Annotated in this window: 20 protein-coding genes and 2 pseudogenes; 10 read left to right on the forward strand and 12 right to left on the reverse strand. The window is 33.5% G+C overall.

The features are described 5' to 3' along the window. Positions 1-212: 212 nt before the first annotated feature. Complete coding sequence (locus WAZ07_RS09835; protein ID WP_336472284.1) at positions 213-914, reverse strand: hypothetical protein; 702 nt, start codon at positions 912-914, stop codon at positions 213-215. A gap of 574 nt (positions 915-1,488) precedes the next feature. Here WAZ07_RS09835 and WAZ07_RS09840 point away from each other — a divergent pair. From WAZ07_RS09840 to WAZ07_RS09850, 3 genes are all read left to right on the forward strand, one after another. Next, a complete protein-coding gene (locus tag WAZ07_RS09840; RefSeq protein WP_336472285.1) occupies positions 1,489-1,887 on the forward strand; it encodes a permease in 399 nt (132 codons plus the stop codon). Positions 1,888-2,151: 264 nt separating this feature from the next. Next, the gene (locus tag WAZ07_RS09845) at positions 2,152-2,475 is read left to right on the forward strand and encodes a YfjL-like protein (RefSeq protein ID WP_336472286.1); all 324 of its coding nucleotides are present in this window, start codon (positions 2,152-2,154) and stop codon (positions 2,473-2,475) included. 675 nt (positions 2,476-3,150) lie between these two features. After that, the gene (locus WAZ07_RS09850) at positions 3,151-4,539 is read left to right on the forward strand and encodes an MFS transporter (protein ID WP_336472287.1); all 1,389 of its coding nucleotides are present in this window, start codon (positions 3,151-3,153) and stop codon (positions 4,537-4,539) included. Between the two features lie 71 nt (positions 4,540-4,610). Here WAZ07_RS09850 and WAZ07_RS09855 read toward each other — a convergent pair whose 3' ends face one another. Beyond that, the gene (locus tag WAZ07_RS09855) at positions 4,611-4,898 is read right to left on the reverse strand and encodes an RNA-binding protein (RefSeq protein ID WP_336472288.1); all 288 of its coding nucleotides are present in this window, start codon (positions 4,896-4,898) and stop codon (positions 4,611-4,613) included. Positions 4,899-4,989: 91 nt separating this feature from the next. Between WAZ07_RS09855 and WAZ07_RS09860 the strand changes: the two genes are divergently transcribed. Next, positions 4,990-5,802, forward strand: a complete 813-nt coding sequence (locus WAZ07_RS09860; protein ID WP_336472289.1) for an alpha/beta fold hydrolase — start codon at positions 4,990-4,992, stop codon at positions 5,800-5,802. 1,093 nt (positions 5,803-6,895) lie between these two features. Here WAZ07_RS09860 and WAZ07_RS09865 read toward each other — a convergent pair. The 3 genes from WAZ07_RS09865 to WAZ07_RS09875 all read right to left on the reverse strand — a co-directional run bounded on the left by WAZ07_RS09865 (position 6,896) and on the right by WAZ07_RS09875 (position 8,440). Continuing rightward, complete coding sequence (locus WAZ07_RS09865) at positions 6,896-7,396, reverse strand: shikimate kinase (protein ID WP_336472290.1); 501 nt, start codon at positions 7,394-7,396, stop codon at positions 6,896-6,898. A gap of 26 nt (positions 7,397-7,422) precedes the next feature. Further along, a complete protein-coding gene (locus WAZ07_RS09870) occupies positions 7,423-7,881 on the reverse strand; it encodes a GNAT family N-acetyltransferase (protein ID WP_336472291.1) in 459 nt (152 codons plus the stop codon). Between the two features lie 97 nt (positions 7,882-7,978). Beyond that, on the reverse strand, positions 7,979-8,440 hold the full coding sequence (locus WAZ07_RS09875; protein ID WP_336472292.1) for a DinB family protein: 462 nt from the start codon (positions 8,438-8,440) through the stop codon (positions 7,979-7,981). A 138-nt stretch (positions 8,441-8,578) separates the two neighbouring features. On the opposite strand from WAZ07_RS09875, the gene WAZ07_RS09880 reads away from it, so the two are divergent. Further along, on the forward strand, positions 8,579-9,391 hold the full coding sequence (locus WAZ07_RS09880) for an N-acyl homoserine lactonase family protein (RefSeq protein WP_336472293.1): 813 nt from the start codon (positions 8,579-8,581) through the stop codon (positions 9,389-9,391). A 53-nt stretch (positions 9,392-9,444) separates the two neighbouring features. Here the strand turns inward: WAZ07_RS09880 and WAZ07_RS09885 are convergent, their stop codons facing one another. Further along, a complete protein-coding gene (locus WAZ07_RS09885; protein ID WP_336472294.1) occupies positions 9,445-10,182 on the reverse strand; it encodes a YwaF family protein in 738 nt (245 codons plus the stop codon). A gap of 295 nt (positions 10,183-10,477) precedes the next feature. On the opposite strand from WAZ07_RS09885, the pseudogene WAZ07_RS09890 reads away from it, so the two are divergent. Then, positions 10,478-10,639, forward strand: a pseudogene (locus WAZ07_RS09890) (helix-turn-helix domain-containing protein); the annotation flags it as partial. A gap of 165 nt (positions 10,640-10,804) precedes the next feature. Here the strand turns inward: WAZ07_RS09890 and WAZ07_RS09895 are convergent. The 3 genes from WAZ07_RS09895 to WAZ07_RS09905 all read right to left on the reverse strand — a co-directional run bounded on the left by WAZ07_RS09895 (position 10,805) and on the right by WAZ07_RS09905 (position 13,905). Then, the gene (locus tag WAZ07_RS09895) at positions 10,805-11,626 is read right to left on the reverse strand and encodes a GH25 family lysozyme (RefSeq protein WP_336472295.1); all 822 of its coding nucleotides are present in this window, start codon (positions 11,624-11,626) and stop codon (positions 10,805-10,807) included. 535 nt (positions 11,627-12,161) lie between these two features. Then, positions 12,162-13,016 carry a phospholipase C gene (locus WAZ07_RS09900; RefSeq protein WP_090917705.1) on the reverse strand — a complete coding sequence of 285 codons (855 nt, stop codon included), beginning with the start codon at positions 13,014-13,016 and terminating at the stop codon, positions 12,162-12,164. Positions 13,017-13,137: 121 nt separating this feature from the next. Then, positions 13,138-13,905 carry a hypothetical protein gene (locus WAZ07_RS09905; RefSeq protein WP_336472296.1) on the reverse strand — a complete coding sequence of 256 codons (768 nt, stop codon included), beginning with the start codon at positions 13,903-13,905 and terminating at the stop codon, positions 13,138-13,140. A 468-nt stretch (positions 13,906-14,373) separates the two neighbouring features. Here WAZ07_RS09905 and WAZ07_RS09910 point away from each other — a divergent pair, with 468 nt between their 5' ends. Next, entirely contained in the window at positions 14,374-15,288 is a 915-nt protein-coding gene (locus tag WAZ07_RS09910; RefSeq protein WP_336472297.1) for a Nif3-like dinuclear metal center hexameric protein, read from the forward strand. Positions 15,289-15,478: 190 nt separating this feature from the next. Here WAZ07_RS09910 and WAZ07_RS09915 read toward each other — a convergent pair whose 3' ends face one another. From WAZ07_RS09915 to WAZ07_RS09925, 3 genes are all read right to left on the reverse strand, one after another. Then, entirely contained in the window at positions 15,479-16,537 is a 1,059-nt protein-coding gene (locus tag WAZ07_RS09915; RefSeq protein WP_336472298.1) for a sensor histidine kinase, read from the reverse strand. Further along, a complete protein-coding gene (locus tag WAZ07_RS09920) occupies positions 16,534-17,247 on the reverse strand; it encodes a response regulator transcription factor (RefSeq protein ID WP_336472299.1) in 714 nt (237 codons plus the stop codon). Before WAZ07_RS09920 ends, WAZ07_RS09915 begins: the two co-directional genes overlap by 4 nt. A 499-nt stretch (positions 17,248-17,746) precedes the next feature. Continuing rightward, positions 17,747-17,959, reverse strand: coding sequence for an alpha/beta-type small acid-soluble spore protein (locus WAZ07_RS09925; RefSeq protein WP_336472300.1), 213 nt, complete (start codon positions 17,957-17,959; stop codon positions 17,747-17,749). Between the two features lie 601 nt (positions 17,960-18,560). On the opposite strand from WAZ07_RS09925, the gene WAZ07_RS09930 reads away from it, so the two are divergent. From WAZ07_RS09930 to WAZ07_RS09940, 3 genes and pseudogenes are all read left to right on the forward strand, one after another. Continuing rightward, positions 18,561-19,766, forward strand: coding sequence for a macrolide family glycosyltransferase (locus tag WAZ07_RS09930; protein WP_336472301.1), 1,206 nt, complete (start codon positions 18,561-18,563; stop codon positions 19,764-19,766). 113 nt (positions 19,767-19,879) lie between these two features. Beyond that, positions 19,880-20,284 carry a hypothetical protein gene (locus WAZ07_RS09935; RefSeq protein ID WP_336472302.1) on the forward strand — a complete coding sequence of 135 codons (405 nt, stop codon included), beginning with the start codon at positions 19,880-19,882 and terminating at the stop codon, positions 20,282-20,284. A 154-nt stretch (positions 20,285-20,438) separates the two neighbouring features. Next, positions 20,439-20,564: pseudogene (locus WAZ07_RS09940) on the forward strand (3-ketoacyl-ACP reductase); the annotation flags it as partial. Positions 20,565-20,567: the final 3 nt, after the last annotated feature.

A 20,567-nucleotide genomic window follows, 5' to 3' on the forward strand; every position in this document is an offset into this window, starting at 1 on the left:
CTTAAAAGATATATTATTCTTTATAAAGGATATTAGGTTGCACGCATTCTGCTGAATGTGAACAAGGAAAGGCGCCTTATATGGGTTTATGTATCATACAAACTAATTAGAACTATTCCTTTTCTCTTTATCTCAAAAAATAATTATAAAAAGGATTTGATTTATTCCTTCTTATGATGAACATCCCTCAATGACTTTTGTATTCATTTCATTTATTTTTTGGAAAATAGCTGATCGAACAATACATTTGGAACTGTTTTTTTGATCAACAATTCGGAAAGTTCAGCATTGACATCATGCAAGGTTACATAAGCAAAAAAATCTTCTGTTGTATCCAACAATGAAAATATATTTTTAAGTCTATTCACCACGTTGATTCCTATTAATATTAGATGTTCTGCAAAAAAGGATTTATGAAATGCTATCTTTCTTTGAACATCAAGTATTGGATGCTCCGTATTTATACAATAGTATGCGTTTGTGATTTCTTCTAATTGCGGAGTGATTAATTCACTAAAAAAGGTAAACGGAAATGCTGAATCATGGTACCGAACTCCATATAAGCTATTAAGCTCTTCTTCTGATTCATCAGGATACCACTTATCAATTATCTTTCGGTATTCCGATTCTGTATTTATTGATATACCACAATAGCCGCCCTCAGTATCAACGTACAATGCGAGTACAAATACATCTTTATTATTTTCGGAACGAGAAAATTTTTCTATGACATTAGAACATGCTTCAAAAAATAAATCTTCAACATACTTAAAATCCGCTAAAAATATATCTTTTTCATTTGATATATCTTCAAAATATTCCATGGTTTTTTCAGGAGTATAAACAATAAAACCTTTTTGAGTTGACTTCCAATCTCCATTAATTACTTGCTTAAGAAATGCGTTATAATCCATGGTTTTACCCCTTTTTTCATCTTTATGTATTATTTAAATATAATAAAAACAAGAAAATATATAAGACGTTTCTATCCCTATCAATGAGTATGAATAAATCCCCTCTATAGTAACTGTTACATTTCCTAAATCTTTTTTATCCGACCATATATATAAATCCACTTTAATTTTTCGACATATAGGTTGCTGCTATGCAGAGAAAAAGGAAACTGTACTCGCTTGCTATCTCTGGTTTTCAGTGCGCATGTGGCAGAAAAAGGCCCTGACCGCTTCTACGCATGGCTAGACGCTCTCGACCATCTAAAAAGAAAAGGGGTTTATGCCAGGGTTTTAATTTGGATTTATATATATTATAGCTCGCAAGCTACTATAAGTAATAATATGAGATGATATTCACTTTACATATAACCACTATCTCATTTAAAAACCTCTAGTGTACAATTCTTCATAAAACGAGGTATCCCTTGTCTTCAAACCTTAAAGCTACCCTACTATATCTAACATTAAGAATATACCTCATTATTGTTTAATGATATAATTATAGAAATACAATGATTATGGATGGATGATTGAAATGAAAGAGCACAAAAAGAAACGACGCAGAAAGAGACCACGTAACCGGAGAACATTTAGACAATTTTTGTCTCAATGTTGGGTGAATATCAAAAAATTTTTTAAAGCATTATTTTTTTTATTGCTTTTATTTACATTTTTCGGAGTCTGTTGTTACATAGTGGCTGCAATATCGAATCGAGAATTTACAGTGTATCTTGCTTTAGCCTTTGTAATCAGCTTTATCTTGTCCTATATTCTGGGACATATTATAAGTAAAAAGAAGGATTTAGATTTTTCCGGTGGAGGTGCTGAAGATGCTATTATAGTTATACTTTTCATATTAATTGGCGGAATATATTTGGGAGTGAAATATATTATTCATAAAATAACCGGAAATGAAAAAGTTAAACCCTTCTAAAAAGAACTCTATGTTAATCAAGCTACTTTACGATATCATTTTTGTATTTCTTTTTCCCTCTCAATGCTTGATAGATGTAACGTGCTATCCGTTGAAAGTAGGATTCCCTATACGCTCATGAAAACAAGACATTTCAGCCATACACGACCAACATTCATTCCCTCCCTACCACCTGGACTATGCTCTGCAAATGCTTGAGGAAGGGGGCTTCTGTTGGGATAGTGTTAAAATAAATTCATATCATTTTACGGAGGAATCACTCAAATGAATAAAAACGTAACTAGAGTAGCTATTCTACTAACTTCTCTCATTGGCGTTACCGCTTTATTTCTTTACTTCACATGGAATGGTACTCCATGGAAAAAACAAACCGCCATTTCTGAATCAGAAAAGTATATTGTGAAATACTTCGATTTAGATGCGAAAGTCAAAGGCACTTCTTACAATCATAAAATGGATAGTTATGAGATCTCATTTGAAACAAATGAAGGTAAGGATTTTATTATCGAATATAAAGGACCGAACCGCTTTGACATTTCTCCAGGAGTTCAGGAGTACTTAAGTCAACACTCTAAAATTACAAAGTAATAAGGCTAAAACAAAGAAGTAAAAAAGAGCTAGCGTCATGCTAACTCTTTTTTACTTCTTTTGGTCACGCTGCTATATCTCCGTTCTCAATATTTTTAATCCCAATAGCTGCAAGCGATGTATTTCATACAAAATACATCGCTTTTTTTGTAACAAAACAGACAAATTCCGAAAGAAAGATAGGTTGTGAGCAAAGAAAAGGTATGGTATCCTTTTCATTGTTAAGATGTATACAAGTTTTTAGACAACTATACAATATTGTATATCGCAAAGAGTTATTATGCACGATCATGAAAGCGGAATCAAAGTATAAGATATTTTTCATTATTCATGCAAATGCTTCCTTGTAAACATCATAAGAACAAAGTGTGGTATCCTTTTCACTTTTTAGATGTATACAAGTTTTAGACAACTATACGATATTGTAATAGATTATTATGCATGTTCATGAAAGCGGAATCAAATTTTAAAATGTTTCCAGTCATTCGTGCAAACGTTTCCTTTTCAAACGTTATAAAAAGGAAAAAACGAAAATGGGTACAACTGTGCACAAGGAAATCCCTTATATGAAACAAATGGCTTAGAAATTACTGAAGCCATTCGATCAATTGGTAGTTAGACAATCATGATTCAGGAAGACCATTCCCTGAATCACAAAAGGAGAGGAATATCGCTATGTCTACAATAAATGCAGATGTAAGCATGAAGAAAACTCAGGAGTATAGCGCTAAGAAAGCAGTACCTGTTACCTTACTGTTATTTCTATTATGTTTGGTAATTGATAATTCGTTTAAGATTATTTCTGTTGATATGGCAAAGGATTTTCACATTTCAGCGACAACAGTTAGCTGGCAAGCAACATTAGCTGGTCTTGTAATTGGAATTGGCGCAGTCGTTTACGCAGCTTTAGCGGATTCTATTAGTTTTAGAAAACTTTTTAGCGCTGGGATTATTTTAATCTGTGTTGGTTCCATCATGGGATATGTTTTTCAACACTCGTTTTTACTAGTTGTTATCTCACGAATTATTCAAACTGCCGGTTTAGCATCAGCTGAAACGTTATATGTAATCTTTGTCACAAAGCATTTACCTGCAGATGAACAAAAGAAATTTTTAGGATTAAGTACAAGTAGTTTTGCTCTTTCACAGCTTATCGGTGCATTAACTGGAGGTTATGTTTCAACATATTTCCATTGGACAACTTTATTTTTACTTTCTTTAGTAACACTTTTCACTCTTCCTTTTATTTTGAAATATATTCCTAAGGAAGAAACGGAAAACAGTCATGTAGATATATTAGGATTATTTCTAGTTGGAGCCATTTCAGCGTCCCTACTACTATATATTACAGATTTCAATTGGCTTTACCTAATCTTGTTTATTGTTGCAATTGCCTTGTTCCTTACTTATATCAGTAAGAACTCAAAAGCTTTTATCGGAATCTCATTCTTCCAAAATAAGCAGTTTATCTCATTACTTGGCGTTGCGTTTATCATTTACTCTGTACAGCTAGCATATATTTTCCTATTTCCATTCTTACTTGAAAAGATTTATGGCTTGCAGTTAGATACAATTTCGCTATTATTAATTCCAGGCTATATAGCAGCAACTATCGTCGGAGCCCTTTCCGGAAAAGTTGCAAAGGTTATGGGAAGCAAACAATGTATTACACTCGCTATGTGCAGCATTATGTTAAGCTTACTATTAGGCGGATTCTTTATAAAAACTTCCGTTGTTGTATTCGTAATATCTATGGTTCTATTCTCTAGTTCATTTGCATTCATGTATGCACCATTACTTGACTCTTGTATTTGTACAATTGATAAAGAAAAAACAGGAACAGCAATCGGCTTTTATAACTTAACACTGAATGTTGCGATGTCAATCGGAATTGCCTACACAGCGGCAATGATGGACCATTCCGCAATGAAGAAAAATTTCCTAGGAATGGTAAACAATGCGGATGTTGCCATGTTTAGTAACATCCTATTCATTCTCGTACTAATTGCTCTATTCAGTTTATCTCTATACTGGGTATTAGTAGGACGAAAAGTGAAAAAGTAGGTTTATATACATTTTAAAAAAGAATCCTAATGTTAAAACTTTAGGATTCTTTTTTTATTAGTGAGCGGCGGTTAATATTGAAATTGACCTTTTATTTTAAAAATGGAACTGTACGTAATCGGAATTCCTTTTCGCTTTATTACTTCTTCCATTTCCTCCATTTTGCGCTGTTCCTCTGACCACTTGTCCTCTATACATTTCACCTCGATTTTTTCATTCGTATTTGTATAAAATACAAATTTAAAACCCAACTTATTTACTTTTCCAGTCTTATAAGCATCATACACTTCTACCTTTTCAATTTCTCCATAAATAAGGAGCAGGTTTTTGTTTACTCCAAATTTTGAAATATAAATCATATAAAACTTCAAAAAATATTGAAATTTATTTTTTGTAATGTATATTTTAAATATGGGGAATTTCAAAATTTAACCAAAGGGAGTTTTGCTCATGGCTGTAGTAAAAACACGAAATGGAGAATTTCACTATAAGTGTTTTGGAAAAGGTGAACCCATTTTATTTCTTCACGGGAGCGGTGCGTGTTGGAAAATGTGGGAGCCGCAAATTGAATCATTTTCTAAACAATATAAAATGATTCTTATGGATTATAGGGGACATGGAGATTCTATTAAAACATTTCCTAACAATAAGTACAGCTACGAACTAATTGTATCGGACATTGTAGCGTTTTTAGATGAATTGCATATTTCTAACCTTCATATAATAGGTGTCTCACAGGGAGCAATTCTTGGAACATTATTAGCAATTCATTATCCATCTTATGTAAAAAAATTAGTGATTTCTAATAGCTACAGTGAATTCCCCTCCCAAGCTTCCAAATGGATATTACATCTTTCTAATTTCATTTTTAGCTTGCTACCTTATACTAAAATTATCGATATGATGATGAAAGTATATAAAAACGACGATTATACACAAAAAATTTTACGTAATTCTTTTTCGATAGATAAAAAAATGCTTCTCATGATAAAAAAAGCACCGTTTCCTACACATACTCATCTTCTTCATCAAATACAATCAGAAACTTTAATTCTTTCAGGAGCAGGGAAGGTAGTAACAGGTATAGATGAAGGGAAGGCAGCTAGAACAATTTATAATAATGTTGCTAATGGCAAACTGGCTTTATTTCAGAATGCATTTGATCCTCTAAATGTGATGAAAAAGAATATTTTCAATGAAATTGTACTTGATTTTCTTAATAATGTACCGTTTAAGAAATACAATGAAGTTACGTATGAATAATTTATAATATGATTGACATTGCTTCTTAATAATTACAATGTTTTTGAAAGGTAAATAGATGAAATATTTATGCTTATCAATAAGTTCTCTTCTTAATTTTATCTTTGGCTTTCTTTTTGGTTATGCTCTGCTTTGGTTGTTAATCACCTTCTATGGAGTTGATTGTTTAATTAATGTTTGTTCAGATATGGTTGGGGAAGAATGGGTTACTATCATTTTGGGACTCATGATTACTCTCATAATAAGTGGTATTCTTTTGCCAACGTTCATATTTACGAACCGAAAGTTTTTACGCGTTGTGAAGATAAGAAAAAAATATTATTCTCTTTTTATTTCACTATTTTTTGTTTTTGGTATTATGTATAGATTTTATTTAAGGTGGAATCATATTGGCCCGTTTTAAATGATTATTGTGGAGAAATTTACAATGGAAATTTCGGTTAAAATAACATTGTAAAGGAGGTTTTCCATATTATAAATAATATTCTATTGGGGCTAACTTTTATATCGGTAGGTATTCTTTTCTTACTGTTATCTATAACACTTTCATTGCCTACTGCATTATGGGCAGTTTTGCTTAGTGCAAGCATTATTTTAAACATATCAGGTACTGTAATTTTAATGCGTTTTATTAAAACAGCACCGAAAGTAAAGTGACCTCACTTAAGACGGTCACTTTACTTTTTGCACATGATCAGCGATGAAAAGAAACAAGATTATGATTCAATAATTATAAAGTGAAACTTTAATCAGTGGGGGTTTTCTTCATCCCCCACTGATTATTAGCCCTCCCAATCGGGCTTTTACGGGCAGTTATCCTCCACCTATCTTCTTTGCTTCTCTCTGAATCTTGAGGTGGGGTCTTACTGCCCGTTAGTGCGGGATAAAGTTATTATGATCAATATCATCTTTATTTTCCATTCAAAATATTTTATTTTTCTACATCTTTCTTTGTCTAGCTCCAGCTGCTATGCAGAATACAATATGACCTATACTCGCATGTGGCAGGAAAAGGTCCTGACCGCTTCCACGCACGGCCAGATGCTCTCGTCCTCCCCTAAAAAGAAAGGGGTTTTTATGTCGTTTTTTCAACTTATATATCAACTTCTCTATTATCCTTCAAAACAACCACCTTATCACTATACTCTCCAAACATATACAAAATCTCTGCCTTACTCTCCCTTTCAAAATCCCTCGTCCACTTAAACATCTTCAAATACATGTGAAAGCTTGGCTTATAGTTCGCCTTTTCAAGCTGAAGTAGTTGTAAAATAAATCTCTTTGTTATTCTATATATCCTTTTTGAAAGAGCTACATCTAAAAAGATGATGATACCTGCATGTTGAAAACTTTGAGATACCCATGTATGATGGGCGCCTTCAATAATCCAAGCATCAGAACTGACAATATCGTTCAGTTGCTTATCTCTTTCTTCGGGTGTATTTCTTATATCCCCTTTTTCAGATCTTTTCCAAACGACGTTGTCGAGCTCATAATATGGAATGTTTAACTGTGAAGATAACATTTTTGCTAAAGTTGTTTTTCCGCTCCCGACAGAACCTATAATATGAATTTTACTTGTCAATACGACCACCGCTTTTTGAATTTATATAACCTTATCTACATCTTCTTCCTCATTCTCCAGCAACGCTGATTGTAAGAATTTCGCTCTTCTCCCAATCTTTCAAGTCCTTGTTTTTCATAAAATTTGATGGCTCTCAAATTGGACTGTGCAACGCGAAGATGATATTCAAGTAAATTACGCTTTTTAAACTGCTCCTCGGCATATTGAAAAATCTCTTTACTATATCCCTTTCCGCGCCCCTCGGGAATTACATATACAAAACTTACATAACCAATCTCTCTTCCTTCATAATGGTCATATCGAAGCACTAATTCCCCGACTACCTGTTGATTATGTTCCAAGAGAACAAATCCTTCCAGAAAATTTAGTTGCTTTTGCTTTGCATACTTTATATATTCACTCTCATTAAACTGAAGTTCTTCATCTGTATCTGTGAAAAATCTAATGATAGTCTGTTTATCTTTTTCTACATCGACACGACGAAATGTAAGCATTGGCATCATTTCCTTTCTTTTCATACTTAAATTAATCGTACAATATCTTTCATTTCGGTAAAATGAGCCAAAACTTTAGGATACATATAAGAAATCCTTATGAATCTAACCTATTGTTTTCAATCCTCGCTTTCAAATTTCTTTCGTTTAGTCCATTTTGACAAAAATCAAATTTCGTGTTCTTTATTCTTTTCACTCGGTCAACAATTTGCCCTAAATGATAGGCAATATGTTCCACAAGATGTAGAAGGCTATGTATATCTATTTCTACATTTTGTTTACTATTTACCACTTTCGCAAACTCTTTTTTCCAATTCGTAAAGGTCTCTTCAATCATGGAACACAAAGCAGTTGATGATATGTCTAAATGAGGAAAATACTCTTCAATCCCTTCTTCAAACTTTATATCCGGATTCGAATACCGAGCTGTATTTCTTTTTATATGCTCACAAATATGCAAGGCGATTCCACCAATTGAATTCATCTCCTGCTTCCACAGTTCTTCGGTGTTTAAACGATGAATTGCTTGGAGTAGTTTCGGAAGATAATGGTCGTACATACGATGATATGTAATTTAAAAAATCAATTGCATGTCTATTCACTCCATATTTAACATAATATTTCATTGAAACAAATATTTTGCAGAAAATACATAATCATCTTATAATTTATTTTATTTTTTATCCAGAGGTGAGAAATGATGACGAGTAAAATACATGTATGGCATACCGGGCAAGTGTACATTGATCAAGCGATGGCATTTCAAGAGAAAACATGGCATCCGATGCCTTATACTGGATGGTTCAGAAGTTCTACTAAAAAAAGATGGATGCCTGTTTCCGCGTACTTAATTGAGCATCCAAAAGGATTAGTCTTAATCGATACAGGATGGCACGAAGATATGAGAACAAATCCGAAAAAACATTTAGGTTGGCTTACTTCTACTATGTTTACTGGTACTTTACCGGAAGGACAGTCTGTTGCAGAAAGACTTCAAGCAAAAGGAATTCAAAACAAGGATATTGATTACGTATTACTGACCCATCTTCATTCCGACCATGTAAGCGGGGTAAAACAAGTGGCAGATGCGAAACATATTATAACGAATGAACTAGAATGGCATGCCGCCCAAAAAGACGCCGGGTACATTAAATCAATGTGGGAAAGTGTTCCTATCAATACTTTTCAGTTACAAGAAATTCCACACGGCCCTTATCAGTTAGGCTATGATGTATTTCAAGATGGTTCTCTCTATATGGTATATACACCTGGCCATAGCAAGGGATTATGCTCTGCGCTGGTACAAACAACGAAAGGCTGGGTACTATTAGCTAGTGATGTTGGCTATTCAGAGAGATCCTGGGAACAAAATGTATTACCTGGGGTAACTATTGATAAGGCCGCTGCTCAAAAATCTTTAGATTGGGTCAGAGAATTTAGGAAAAGAGAAGATTGTGTACAAGTGATAGCCAATCATGATCCGAGTATTAACGAGCAAGTTATTGAATAATAAAACCACACCATCGCTAAATCTGTAGCGGGGTGTGGTTTCACTTTTCTCACTCAAATGTTTCTTAATAATTTTTTATTCATACGACTTCTATTTCTATTAAATGGTATATACAAGATTAGACATGCAATAAACGCAACAACTTCTAATGAAATAATATAGTAAGGATAAGGACCTAACATATCAAGTAATGAAGTCGTCTCTGGCTTATGCGCTAAAAACATATAGTTCCCGCCTGTTTTATAGTTTACAAATAAAATAATTGGTAGTAATGCATTTAAAAATAGCATCGTACGCTTAACAGATTGAAAAGTCGGCCTATATCCTTCCACCCACGTCATAAAGAGCGGTGACAAAATGAGTAATGCATGTGCGATGAAATATTCTATGAAGCGAAAATGCGGAAATGCATACTGTAAGTTTGGAGTTAAAATTGCTTGCGCTGCCCCGATAATTCCTGTGAAAAAGACAATTTCATATAACTTATAACTTTTCGTTATAATCATAATAGATGCCAGCAATAAACTAATCGTACATAACTCAAATGGTAATGATGTACTGAGTCGAAAAATCCCCGCCTTCACTTGCCATATATCCAATCCAATTTCACTGCCTATAAACAAAAAAGCAATTGTATAGCGAACCATCATATTCCATTGCTCTTGGCGGAGTAAATCCTGATATTGATATAGAAAATAAATCCCTAAACCGATAAGAAGAAGTATAATAACGTGTTGTTTCGAGTATGGGACAAACGGTTCTAATGGAGCTGCTCGAAAATATGCTTCCATGCTCCCTCCTCCTTTCCTTCATACAATATTATGGTAAAAAAGGAAAGACTCGTCAACTAATTTACTTTCTTTCCAAACCAAAACAACCATGCTTTCATGGATAATTTGTAATTAGAAAATTATTGATGCCTGTGATAAATCAACTAAATCAACATCTCTATGAACAATATTGGCGGTGTAACAATTGAACAAATTAAACTCTTTAAAAACATATAAGTCGAATTGTATGAGAGGGAAAATGATGAAGTTATTACAGATTAAAAATTTGAAGGTGTAAAGCATCAATTTTAGATAGGAGATAAATATGCAAAAAGCTATTGAAATAGGTTTAGAAAAAAAACAATACCCTTTAGTTCGTGAACTCGCTACTGAACTAGGAAACTATTTTTATAATAATCGTGCTTATAAAATGTCAGCAAAGTATTTGAAAATAGCCATTGAAAATTCCATAGATTAAAAAATGATAAGAGAGTATAAAATATTTTGTATAAATGAATATAGATATTAAAAAGGAAGACCTTTTCTTGTTAGAATTGAGTTACCACACAAAATTCACAGAAAAGAGGTCTTCCTATCGTGCCATCCCATACGATATACATCATGCAGGTTTTATAGAAAATAGCTAAATTTGCTCAACCCACATGCCATATGACGGAAAAATTTCTTTCAACTTCGCAAACGTTTCATCACACCATGTTTTGGAGTTGAAATCACCAATGATAATACGCTGATTTCCATCGTCAAGAGGTTGCGTCCACATCCCATAGTCTGGGAAAATACCTTTGATTGTGTGATATACGCCTTCTGTCCATTCAATCGAATTGAAGTCTCCTATAAAAATACGATAAAGTTCCTGAGCATTTGTGAACCATTCGAGCGTTTTATCTCCGTTTAAATCATTTAGATCTACTTTTCCAATTCCATCAAGCCATCCCCCTGTTTCACCATCTGCATATTGCCATAAATCGCATGCATATTTAGGTTTTCTTCCTCCATATCGTGGAATCCATAAGAAATCAGCTTGTACATTTTGTAATCCGTAAGAGCCATACATATGATGCGATACATATAAGCCAGTTTTCCAACCAGCATCTCGGCAAGTATGAATAAAGGCTTGCGATGCTTCTGCTAGATTCGTAGCTCCGCAGCTTGCTAGCGTATCATCTTCAACATCCAACACAAGAAATGTTGCATTTGGATTTACACGCGCTAAAAAATCTTCGGCCTCTACAATGGCATCTGCAATACTTACATAACAACCGTAAGCATAAGCGGCATGAGGAATTCCATATGCTTCTAAATTTCGGACATGTTCATTGTACAGTGGATCTATTTTCCTTGAGCCATATTGAACGCGACAGATTGCTAAATCCAGTTGCGGCGTCGCTATATCCCAATCGATATTATCATTGTATTTTGAGAGGTCTACGATATGTTTCGTCATTATTCAACATCTCCTTTTTTCGTTTTCGTAATATAAATAACCGTTATACAAGTACACTTAGCATCGATTGTCTTAAAATAATTCAGATTTAATTGCCATTTATCTATTTAAGTGAAAAGTAAATAAAATAATTAAAAACGTTGCAATCAATTGATTCAACGTTTTTTATCAGAGGTATTTTTCAAATTATGAATTAACGGATGTAATTAGGGTTTAGCCGAGAGACATGTAAAAATGGGTCATAGTCTGGATTTTACCTCCACATTATGACCCACTTCACTTTATCATTTCTATAAAATTACAAAAATAAAATTATACTGTACATTGATTGCTTATACTTTTTACTTCAGATTAAAATTTGTTTTTATAAATATTACAATAGTCTTTCATTAATTTTAAAAGCTTTGAAACTTCTAAAATACACTTATCAAACTCAAAATATAGCATTTACCCTTATGATGACCCTTGAACCCAATATTCGTTTTCATTTCACTTTATGACATACATAACTTTTGCCATGTGTAAAATGGATTTGTTATTTGTTATTCACGTACGTCTCAAACCATAAATGGATATATCCAGCTGTAATACGCTGCGCTTCCATTAAACGTTTTCCTGTTACCGGTGTTACTTCTGCACGCCATTTATCAGCAGAATCTTGTGATACAGCAGCTTTTAGGAACCAATTTTTCGTCTGATCATTAACAATTGATGGAAAATCAGCTTTTGCTGCAGCTGCTGATGCATGAACCCACTCTTCTGGATTTGCACTTTGCCAATTCCAATAGCCATTTCCATCCGTTACTCTATAATTGTCTTTCACTGTGTCAACGAAGTTTTCATATTTTGAGTGGAAGCCAAATGGATGCGAAATGTTAGTAAAGTTTGCTGCATGCATAGGCTGGTTCACATCTCCTAAATAATGAAGTGATAATCCTAAATAAAAGAATGCATTTTTCAGATCTTTATTTTGATAAGCTTCACCAGCTAGTTTAAAATATTTTGCTCCCGTTTGCTTTGCTTGTTTCGCAAATGGAATATACGTTTTTCCTGAATCTGGATCATAGAAGTGTGAAGCAAATGTGGAATGATCATAGTATGGGTTTTTATAATCCGCAGAGTAAATGCCTTCCTCTAGATTAGTACGCCATTCATTTAATAGAGCTGTCTCGTTTTGCTTCACTACAGTCGTATTTTGAGACATAATATCAATCGCTCTGTTGACAATCCATAAATGGGAACTTACTCCTTCATTATGTATCGATTCTGCTGACCATTTTTGAGCAATAGGTGGATCAAATTGCCCATCATTTTCATGTGCGAACGCCACGCTTTGAACAGGAGCTGTTAAAGCAATGACAGAAGCTATAGCTAAAATTTTTCTTTTCATACATATACCTCCATTTAATGTATAATTTAACTTTCTTTCATAGCATTTTCTCTTATTTTACCAGAAGACACATGAAATGCTAATAAGTACAGTTATATAAAACTGAATGTAATTGGATACCTTATTGTAAAGGTACTAATTCATAACCAGCGTAATCTTCAGGGGCAGCTATTCCCCACAATTTATCTCGATTTGCAAATGGTTGCTCTGAATACTCTAGTTGGAAAGTTGTGGTAACTCCATAACTAGATTGCTGCGGATCTGCATTATACCAGTCAGTAGGTCTACCAAGTTTATCTCTCAGATAATCCGTTTTACCTGTTACTAAATCTATTTCCTTCGAATTCTTTTTCTTAACTGTTAACGTACTTTTTGATTGGTCACTAAAATAAATCCAGCTTCGATTGCCTGCATTTACATATTTTTTTGTTCCTCCTGCATCAGCATTTGGTCCCCCAATCCACATTGACATTGTAATCGGAGTATTATTTCTTACATATCCATCACTCTCTACTCCAGCCGGCACTTCAAAATTGATAGGTGTACCATAATACTCATTACCTTTTGTATCCTTACGCTTTTCAGCATCACCGTAATAAGATGAGTTTTTATATTGAATTACATAATGCCAACCCGCAAACTTCTCATAAGTTACTCCAAGTCTATTCTGACCTACAGGTGCTACTCGTTTTTCAAAAGGAATACCTGTCACCCATAAATATTTATCTACTAGGATGTAATCTTTATTTGTGGTAATTGGATCACCGTATATATCAAGTATACGATCATCTTCAGCTGCATAAGCAGAATTTGTAGGAAAAACAGTAACTATCAAACTAAATAATAATAATAAGAACGTAAGTATAGGTAGTTTTCTTTTCATAACCATGTCTTCATCCCTTCTTAATTTTTACTAATGATTTTACCATTTGCGCGCATCATCTACTAGTAGAACCAGCCTCATCCTATCTAACAAATCTTTCATTTTTCTTTCATAAATGTTACAAAAGTCTTTCAAAGGTCTGACTTCTTCTCTAATGAAACGAACAAACAAAGCAGAAAACCCGTATGTTCACTAGCTTTATCGTTCCTCTGATCAATTAGATATATATAATATGCAATATTGCATATTTATATATAATAATAAAATTGTAAGGGGTTACTATAATAAAATCATAAAAATATACCACATCTTAACACCCAAAACGAGAAGGAAATCATATGGAAATCGCAGTCTTTAAACAACAGGAGTGATTTTTTTATGAGGAAAAATGAATTTCATGTTAAAATATTCCCAATATTAAGTAATATTTTAACATGAAACAATAAGAATCAAATCATTTGGAGGAATAATTTTATGGCTGAACTAAAGGAAATAGTGTCTACATTAGATGCCGAACTTGATATAAAATCATTTGGAAAGGATTCTTCTTTCAGTCGGTTCATCCCAAGGGTTTATGAACCTTTAAAATTTGATTGGCAAACAGCTTTTGAAAAAGATTTTGTGGAATTATTTAATGGTCTAATGTTAAAAGGAAATTCAACTGTTGGGAAAGTTTTTCTCGCCGTTTTTCCTACCGATAAAGTATTGGAACGGTTTATAGAAGAAAGCAATAGTGGAGATTTATTATTTATGCACCATCCCCTGTTGATGGAATGTGGTGATCCAAAAGGAAAATGGGGACAAGGATTTGTACCAATTAAAGAAAAATACATTAAACAAATGAAAGAGAAAAATTTATCAGTTTATACTTGCCACATACCTTTGGATTGTCATAAACAATTAGGAACTAATATAGCAATGGCAAAAAAGCTAAATGCACAAATTCTTGTTGATGATACATTAAATGCAAAAAATGAATATGTCTTATATTGTAATATCGAAAAAACAAATACTGCCAACTTGATTTCCGTCTTAGAGAATATTTTTGAAATCCCCTATGTTGATTTTGAAGGTAAAAAATTGGAAGATATTCAAAGAATTGCGATTGTTGCTGGTTGTGGAGATGTAGTGGATTGGATGAAAGAAGCTGAAGAAAATGGTGTCCAAGCCTATATTACTGGTGAAATTCATTGCCATATTGATAATGATTATGGCAAACAAAAATACAACCAAATAATGGAATACGCTTCAAATACTTCAATGTCCTTAATCGGCGTTTCCCATTCGGCATCAGAATACCTTGTCCATAAAACCTTGATGAAGGATTTGTTCGAGAAAAATTTTAATGTTGAGACAGTTTTAATCCCACAAGAAAAGTGGTGGTTATAGAGGCATTAAATAATATTGAAAAGAGCTTGGGAATCCAAGCTCCTTTTGTTTTCAACCTTGCATGTGGCAGGAAAAGGCCCTGACCGCTTCTATGCATGGCTAGATGCTCTCGCCTACCTAAAAGGAAAGAGGGTTTTATGTCGATTTTTTATTTCTCTCTCGTAAATATTATAAAACTCTTTCAATGATCTTATTTCTTTCCTGACGTAACGGGAAGAGTAAACCAAAATTCACATCCCTGTTTCCCATCCGGGCGATCCCGAACACCAATTTCTCCTTTATGCATTTCAACTAGTGATTTTGCAATGGCGAGTCCAAGTCCAGATCCTCCAGATTGTGAGCTTCTTGATGGGTCTGTTCTGAAAAAGCGTTCGAATATACGTAGTTGATCATTTAAAGCAATCCCTTCTCCTTCATCACGCAAAGTGAATTGGACTTGCTGCTCTTGCTTATTTTCCTCTACAATTAACTCGATTGTTCCACATGTAGGAGAATGCCGAATCGCATTATGTAACAAATTATTGATAACCCGCGTTATTTTACATGGCATCATCCAAAGTCGTGGTAATGTATCCGAAACATGCAATTGCAAATCAATCTCTTTTTCCTTCAATAAGATAGCATGTGAATTTATTACTTTTAATAGAATACTATCTACATGTGTTAAACTTGGCTGAAAAACTTCTTGTCCAAGTTCTAACTTAGAAAGATCAAACAAATCATTAATTAGTCCACTTAATCGTTGTATTTCGTTTAGGATTGTTGTTAAATACTGCTTTTTCAGATCAGGATCTTCAATTAAACCATCCTGTAATGCTTCTACCATCAATTGTATGCTAGCCATAGGAGTTCGTAAGTCATGGGAAATATTCGCAACCAGCTCGGCACGGGCTTTTTCTCCTTTTTCTAACTTAGTAAAGCTTTCTTCTAATTTTTTAGCCATTTCTTGAAAAGCTGTCGCTAATTCTTTAAACTCTTCCGGTTCTTTCCCTATTATGTACGTCGTTCCAAATTGTCTATCACTAAATTGTTTCGTTAATGCAATTAAGTTTTGAATAGATCTCATAATAGGACGTGTCATTAACCAGTAAATAATCGTTGAGATAATCAGTGCTACAATCACAATTCCCATAAATAATCGTGTCTGTTCCGGTCTAAGTAACATTCGCATTTCACTATACCATATAGCAATTAACATAATCCCCGTACTTAATAAATTCATCAATAACAATTGATTCCGTAACTTCATATTTCATTTCCTCCATCTGGATCAAAGCGATAACCTATGCCCCAAACTGTATGAATCCAGCGATTTTTTGTTGTATGCTTCTCTAACTTTTCACGGAGACGACTCATTAACACGGTTACTGTATTGGTGCACCCTTCATACTCGAATTTCCAAATTTGTTCAAGGAGTTGAGATCGTGAAAATACTTGTTTTGGATGTTTTGCCATGATATAAAGTACCTCAAATTCTTTCACCGTTAACTCAATTTCATATCCACAAACAAATACACGTCTTTTTATTGGATCAATTTTCAAATCTAGAAACTCTATCATTTCTGATACAGGTTCGTTTATTTGAATCGTTGCTTGATTTCCTCTTCTTAATATAATTTGCACCCTTAATACTAATTCACGAGGTGAAAACGGCTTTGTCATATAATCATCTGCGCCCATTGTTAATCCTAAAATTCGATCTTTTTCTTCTCCCCTAGCGGTTAACATAATAATAGGAACATTAGAGCATCGGCGAATTTCCTCACATAATTCCCAGCCATCTTTTTTTGGCATCATCAAATCTAAAATAATTAGATCTGGTTGATATTGCTGAAACACATTCCAACCTTCTGTTCCATCTGCAGCGGTGTATACTTCATATCCTTCTCTTTCTAAGTACCGTTTGCATATTTCACGGATATTATCTTCATCTTCTATAATTGCAATTCTTGCTTTCATGCATAAAATCTCCTCTGTTCCTTTATCAAGGATGAAAAAATCTTTCTCTGATTCAATCATCATATAATCTTGAAAAATGTTTTCTCTAATTGCTGATATTTTTATTTTACTAACAACTAATATAAAATCGGTATTCGTAAGTTTATATTAATTTAAATACCTTGCATTTCTCTTTCACAAATATAACAAAACTCTTTCACAAATATCATTTTTATTGTGTAGTTACTATATAAATCACTGCTATACAGAATACAACATGACCTATACTTGCTTTCTCCCTTTGTTTTAATCCTCGCATGTGGCAGAAAAAAGTCCTGACCGTTTCTATGCACGGCCAGATGCTCTCGTCCCTCCAAAAGGAAAGGGGGTTTTTATGTCGTTTTTTCAACTTATATAACAAAGAAAAAAGCACCCTATTTGGATGCTTATAGTGTAAGTGTTTAAACTTATTTATAAACGAATTACCACGTACTGCCACCTGGCATGTCTTCGGGTGAAATTAATGAGTGAATCCACCGCCTAGTTGTTGCTGAGCCATTGCTACTAAACGTTTTGTGATTTCACCACCAACAGAACCGTTTGCACGAGATGTTGTATCTGCTCCAAGCTGTACACCAAATTCTTGTGCAATCTCATACTTCATTTGATCAATTGCATTCTCAGCACCTTGAATTAATACTTGATTATTATTTCTGCTACTCTTTCTTACCATATGTATCACCTCCTATGATTTTAATTTGCTACGAATCATGGAAAATAAACATTCCTTTTTATGGTAAATAATTGTTTGGAAGTTCATGTGTAACAAGAAAAGCAAAAAGAACTTGTAGCAATAACTACAAGTCCTTTTTGAGATAATGGTAGTAAGGGTAAACTATCTTAACAGTCAAAACAGGGGAACTACTTAAGTAATGGTTTGACAAGTTTATTATATAACAAATATTAACATTTATTTTCTTTAATTTTGAAAATTTTGTGAATTTATAGAATTAAACGATGTATTCCGTTTTATTCATTCAAAAACCTTTTGTTCATGATACGAATGTCTGTGAACAAAAAACGCAATGAATAGAAAATTAACTTTCTCAACCTCAAAAAATTGAATCTTTTGTATCTTTTGGTAAAATATACATATACTCTTTTTCGTTTGAAGTTCTATATTGTATCTCCTTTTCCAGAACGAACAAACTATGCCAATAGAATTGTTCGTTTTTTTTTACACTTGAGGGTAGTGGAATTTCTTTAACTTGACTACAAAATAATTAGTTTTAAAATGTTAAATATTTACAATCGATAGGTAAGGAGAGATGGTCATGTCAAAAGTTCTTATTATAGGCTTTCCGGGTGAGGGACATGTTAATCCAACCCTAGCAATCGTTGAAGAATTGATACGTAAAGGAGAAACGGTAGTTTATTATTGTGTTGAACAATATAGGGACAAGATTGAAAAAACAGGAGCATCATTTCGTTATTATGAAGATTTTACTTCACAAATGGATGTGATGAAAAAAATAGATGAAGGGCCCAATCCTTTAGAAATGATCCATCGAATCATAAACGTTACAGACAAAATAGTACCTACAATTTTAAAGGAAATAAAAGAAGAAAACTATGATTATGTCATTTACGATAATCATTTTATAGTAGGGAAGATTATTGCTAATATATTAAAATTACCCAAAATTTCTTCTTGTACTACTTTTGCTTTTAATCATTATATGTCTTTTGGTTCTATGCCTAAATTAGATGAAATAACGAAAGGTTCTCCGATGTATCAAGCGTGTTTAGATACGATGCAGAAATGGGAAAAACAATACAATATTGTTTGTAATAGTGTATTCGATATCATGAATCAACCAGGAGACATTACAATCGTATTTACTTCAAAGCTATATCAACCACGTGCAGAAGTATTTGATGACTCGTTTATATTTGTTGGACCTTCTATTAGTCCACGAAAAGATGTTAGTCATTTTCCTATTGAAAAGCTCAAGACAGAAAGAGTAATTTTTATTTCTCTGGGTACCGTATTCAATCAGCAACCAAAATTCTACGAAAAATGCTTTGAAGCTTTTCAAGATATGGAAGCTACTGTTGTTCTAGCAGTCGGAAAAAAAACGGATATTAACCAATTTAAAAGCATTCCCTCCAATTTTTTAGTATACAATTACGTACCACAATTAGAAGTTTTACAACATACAGATGTATTTATTACACATGGCGGAATGAACAGCTCCAGTGAAGGATTGTATTTTGGTGTTCCACTTGTCGTTATTCCCGTTGCTGCTGACCAGCCGCTCGTTGCAAAACGAGTGGAAGAAGTAGGAGCTGGCATTCAATTAGATCGTTTACAGCTTACTGCTACAATGCTACGCGAAGCAACAGAACAAGTACTAAATAATAAAGAATTTTCTCAAAACAGTCATGCAATAGGAAAATCCCTTAAAGAAGCTGGAGGATATAAAAAAGCAGTAGATGAAATATTTAATTATAAAAATAAAATCTTATCGACTCGATAGTTACATCGTAATATTTTGTATTTCCCCATCCATTTACAATTAATTCCAATCATTATAAGTTTATTTTATATAGACAAATAGATTTCTACTCATAACATAGGAGGATTTTAATAATGAAAAAATATGTTTCTCTATTAATGGCATCTATAGTTATTCTCTTCACAGTATTTATACCTTCAACTAGTGCTGCTACTCTTACATCCGTAACATCTAAACACTCGGATAATTCAGCGAAAAGTATAAATTTTATTGGGACAGGAAAGTACATGAAAATGACATGTACATATTATGGTAAGACTACAGCAATGGAATCAGATGGTTCCTGCAGTTTATATAAGAAGACCTCTCCCACAAATATTGAGCTTGTCACCAATCTACATGTTGGAGGTTGTTATGGCTCTATAACGGAAAGCACGAATGTCTGGTTAGAAAAAGGAGCTTCATACATCCTTAAAGCCGATGTTAGTACTTTTACTGACCCACAATCATTTGTAACTGCTACAATTACAGATATATAGAAAATGATTTATGCCTCCTTCTAATTTGAGTAAGGAGGCTATTTAGGATTTTTATTCGAAAAATTGCTTCTAGTGCAAGAAATATATCAAATTCGGGCATCCCCGCCGTTGATGATCAGCACTTGTTTTTCATTTTTAACCGGCTCCTTAACGTGCAGGGAACATACCGCCGAAAAGAATTTCCGCACCTGATGAAATTGCCGAGGCAGTCTTGTATCAATTAACGCAGGAATCCATCACAGGACAAATATTTACAATTGATAATGGACAGAAGTTTTGAAGG

Source organism: Bacillus bruguierae (assembly GCF_037104725.1).
Classification (GTDB): Bacteria; Bacillota; Bacilli; order Bacillales; family Bacillaceae_G; genus Bacillus_A; species Bacillus_A bruguierae.

Excerpts from the sequence above, each read along its gene's own strand:
- WAZ07_RS09875 (WP_336472292.1), bottom strand. The coding sequence starts at position 8,440 with ATGTACGACCATTATCTTCCGAAACTACTCCAAGCAATTCATCGTTTA.
- WAZ07_RS09920 (WP_336472299.1), bottom strand. The coding sequence starts at position 17,247 with ATGAAAGCAAGAATTGCAATTATAGAAGATGAAGATAATATCCGTGAA.
- WAZ07_RS09930 (WP_336472301.1), top strand. The coding sequence starts at position 18,561 with ATGTCAAAAGTTCTTATTATAGGCTTTCCGGGTGAGGGACATGTTAAT.
- WAZ07_RS09935 (WP_336472302.1), top strand. The coding sequence starts at position 19,880 with ATGAAAAAATATGTTTCTCTATTAATGGCATCTATAGTTATTCTCTTC.
- WAZ07_RS09885 (WP_336472294.1), bottom strand. The coding sequence starts at position 10,182 with ATGGAAGCATATTTTCGAGCAGCTCCATTAGAACCGTTTGTCCCATAC.
- WAZ07_RS09880 (WP_336472293.1), top strand. The coding sequence starts at position 8,579 with ATGATGACGAGTAAAATACATGTATGGCATACCGGGCAAGTGTACATT.
- WAZ07_RS09835 (WP_336472284.1), bottom strand. The coding sequence starts at position 914 with ATGGATTATAACGCATTTCTTAAGCAAGTAATTAATGGAGATTGGAAG.
- WAZ07_RS09855 (WP_336472288.1), bottom strand. The coding sequence starts at position 4,898 with ATGATTTATATTTCAAAATTTGGAGTAAACAAAAACCTGCTCCTTATT.
- WAZ07_RS09860 (WP_336472289.1), top strand. The coding sequence starts at position 4,990 with ATGGCTGTAGTAAAAACACGAAATGGAGAATTTCACTATAAGTGTTTT.
- WAZ07_RS09915 (WP_336472298.1), bottom strand. The coding sequence starts at position 16,537 with ATGAAGTTACGGAATCAATTGTTATTGATGAATTTATTAAGTACGGGG.
- WAZ07_RS09905 (WP_336472296.1), bottom strand. The coding sequence starts at position 13,905 with ATGGTTATGAAAAGAAAACTACCTATACTTACGTTCTTATTATTATTA.
- WAZ07_RS09910 (WP_336472297.1), top strand. The coding sequence starts at position 14,374 with ATGGCTGAACTAAAGGAAATAGTGTCTACATTAGATGCCGAACTTGAT.
- WAZ07_RS09895 (WP_336472295.1), bottom strand. The coding sequence starts at position 11,626 with ATGACGAAACATATCGTAGACCTCTCAAAATACAATGATAATATCGAT.
- WAZ07_RS09850 (WP_336472287.1), top strand. The coding sequence starts at position 3,151 with ATGTCTACAATAAATGCAGATGTAAGCATGAAGAAAACTCAGGAGTAT.
- WAZ07_RS09870 (WP_336472291.1), bottom strand. The coding sequence starts at position 7,881 with ATGCTTACATTTCGTCGTGTCGATGTAGAAAAAGATAAACAGACTATC.
- WAZ07_RS09925 (WP_336472300.1), bottom strand. The coding sequence starts at position 17,959 with ATGGTAAGAAAGAGTAGCAGAAATAATAATCAAGTATTAATTCAAGGT.
- WAZ07_RS09840 (WP_336472285.1), top strand. The coding sequence starts at position 1,489 with ATGAAAGAGCACAAAAAGAAACGACGCAGAAAGAGACCACGTAACCGG.
- WAZ07_RS09845 (WP_336472286.1), top strand. The coding sequence starts at position 2,152 with ATGAATAAAAACGTAACTAGAGTAGCTATTCTACTAACTTCTCTCATT.
- WAZ07_RS09900 (WP_090917705.1), bottom strand. The coding sequence starts at position 13,016 with ATGAAAAGAAAAATTTTAGCTATAGCTTCTGTCATTGCTTTAACAGCT.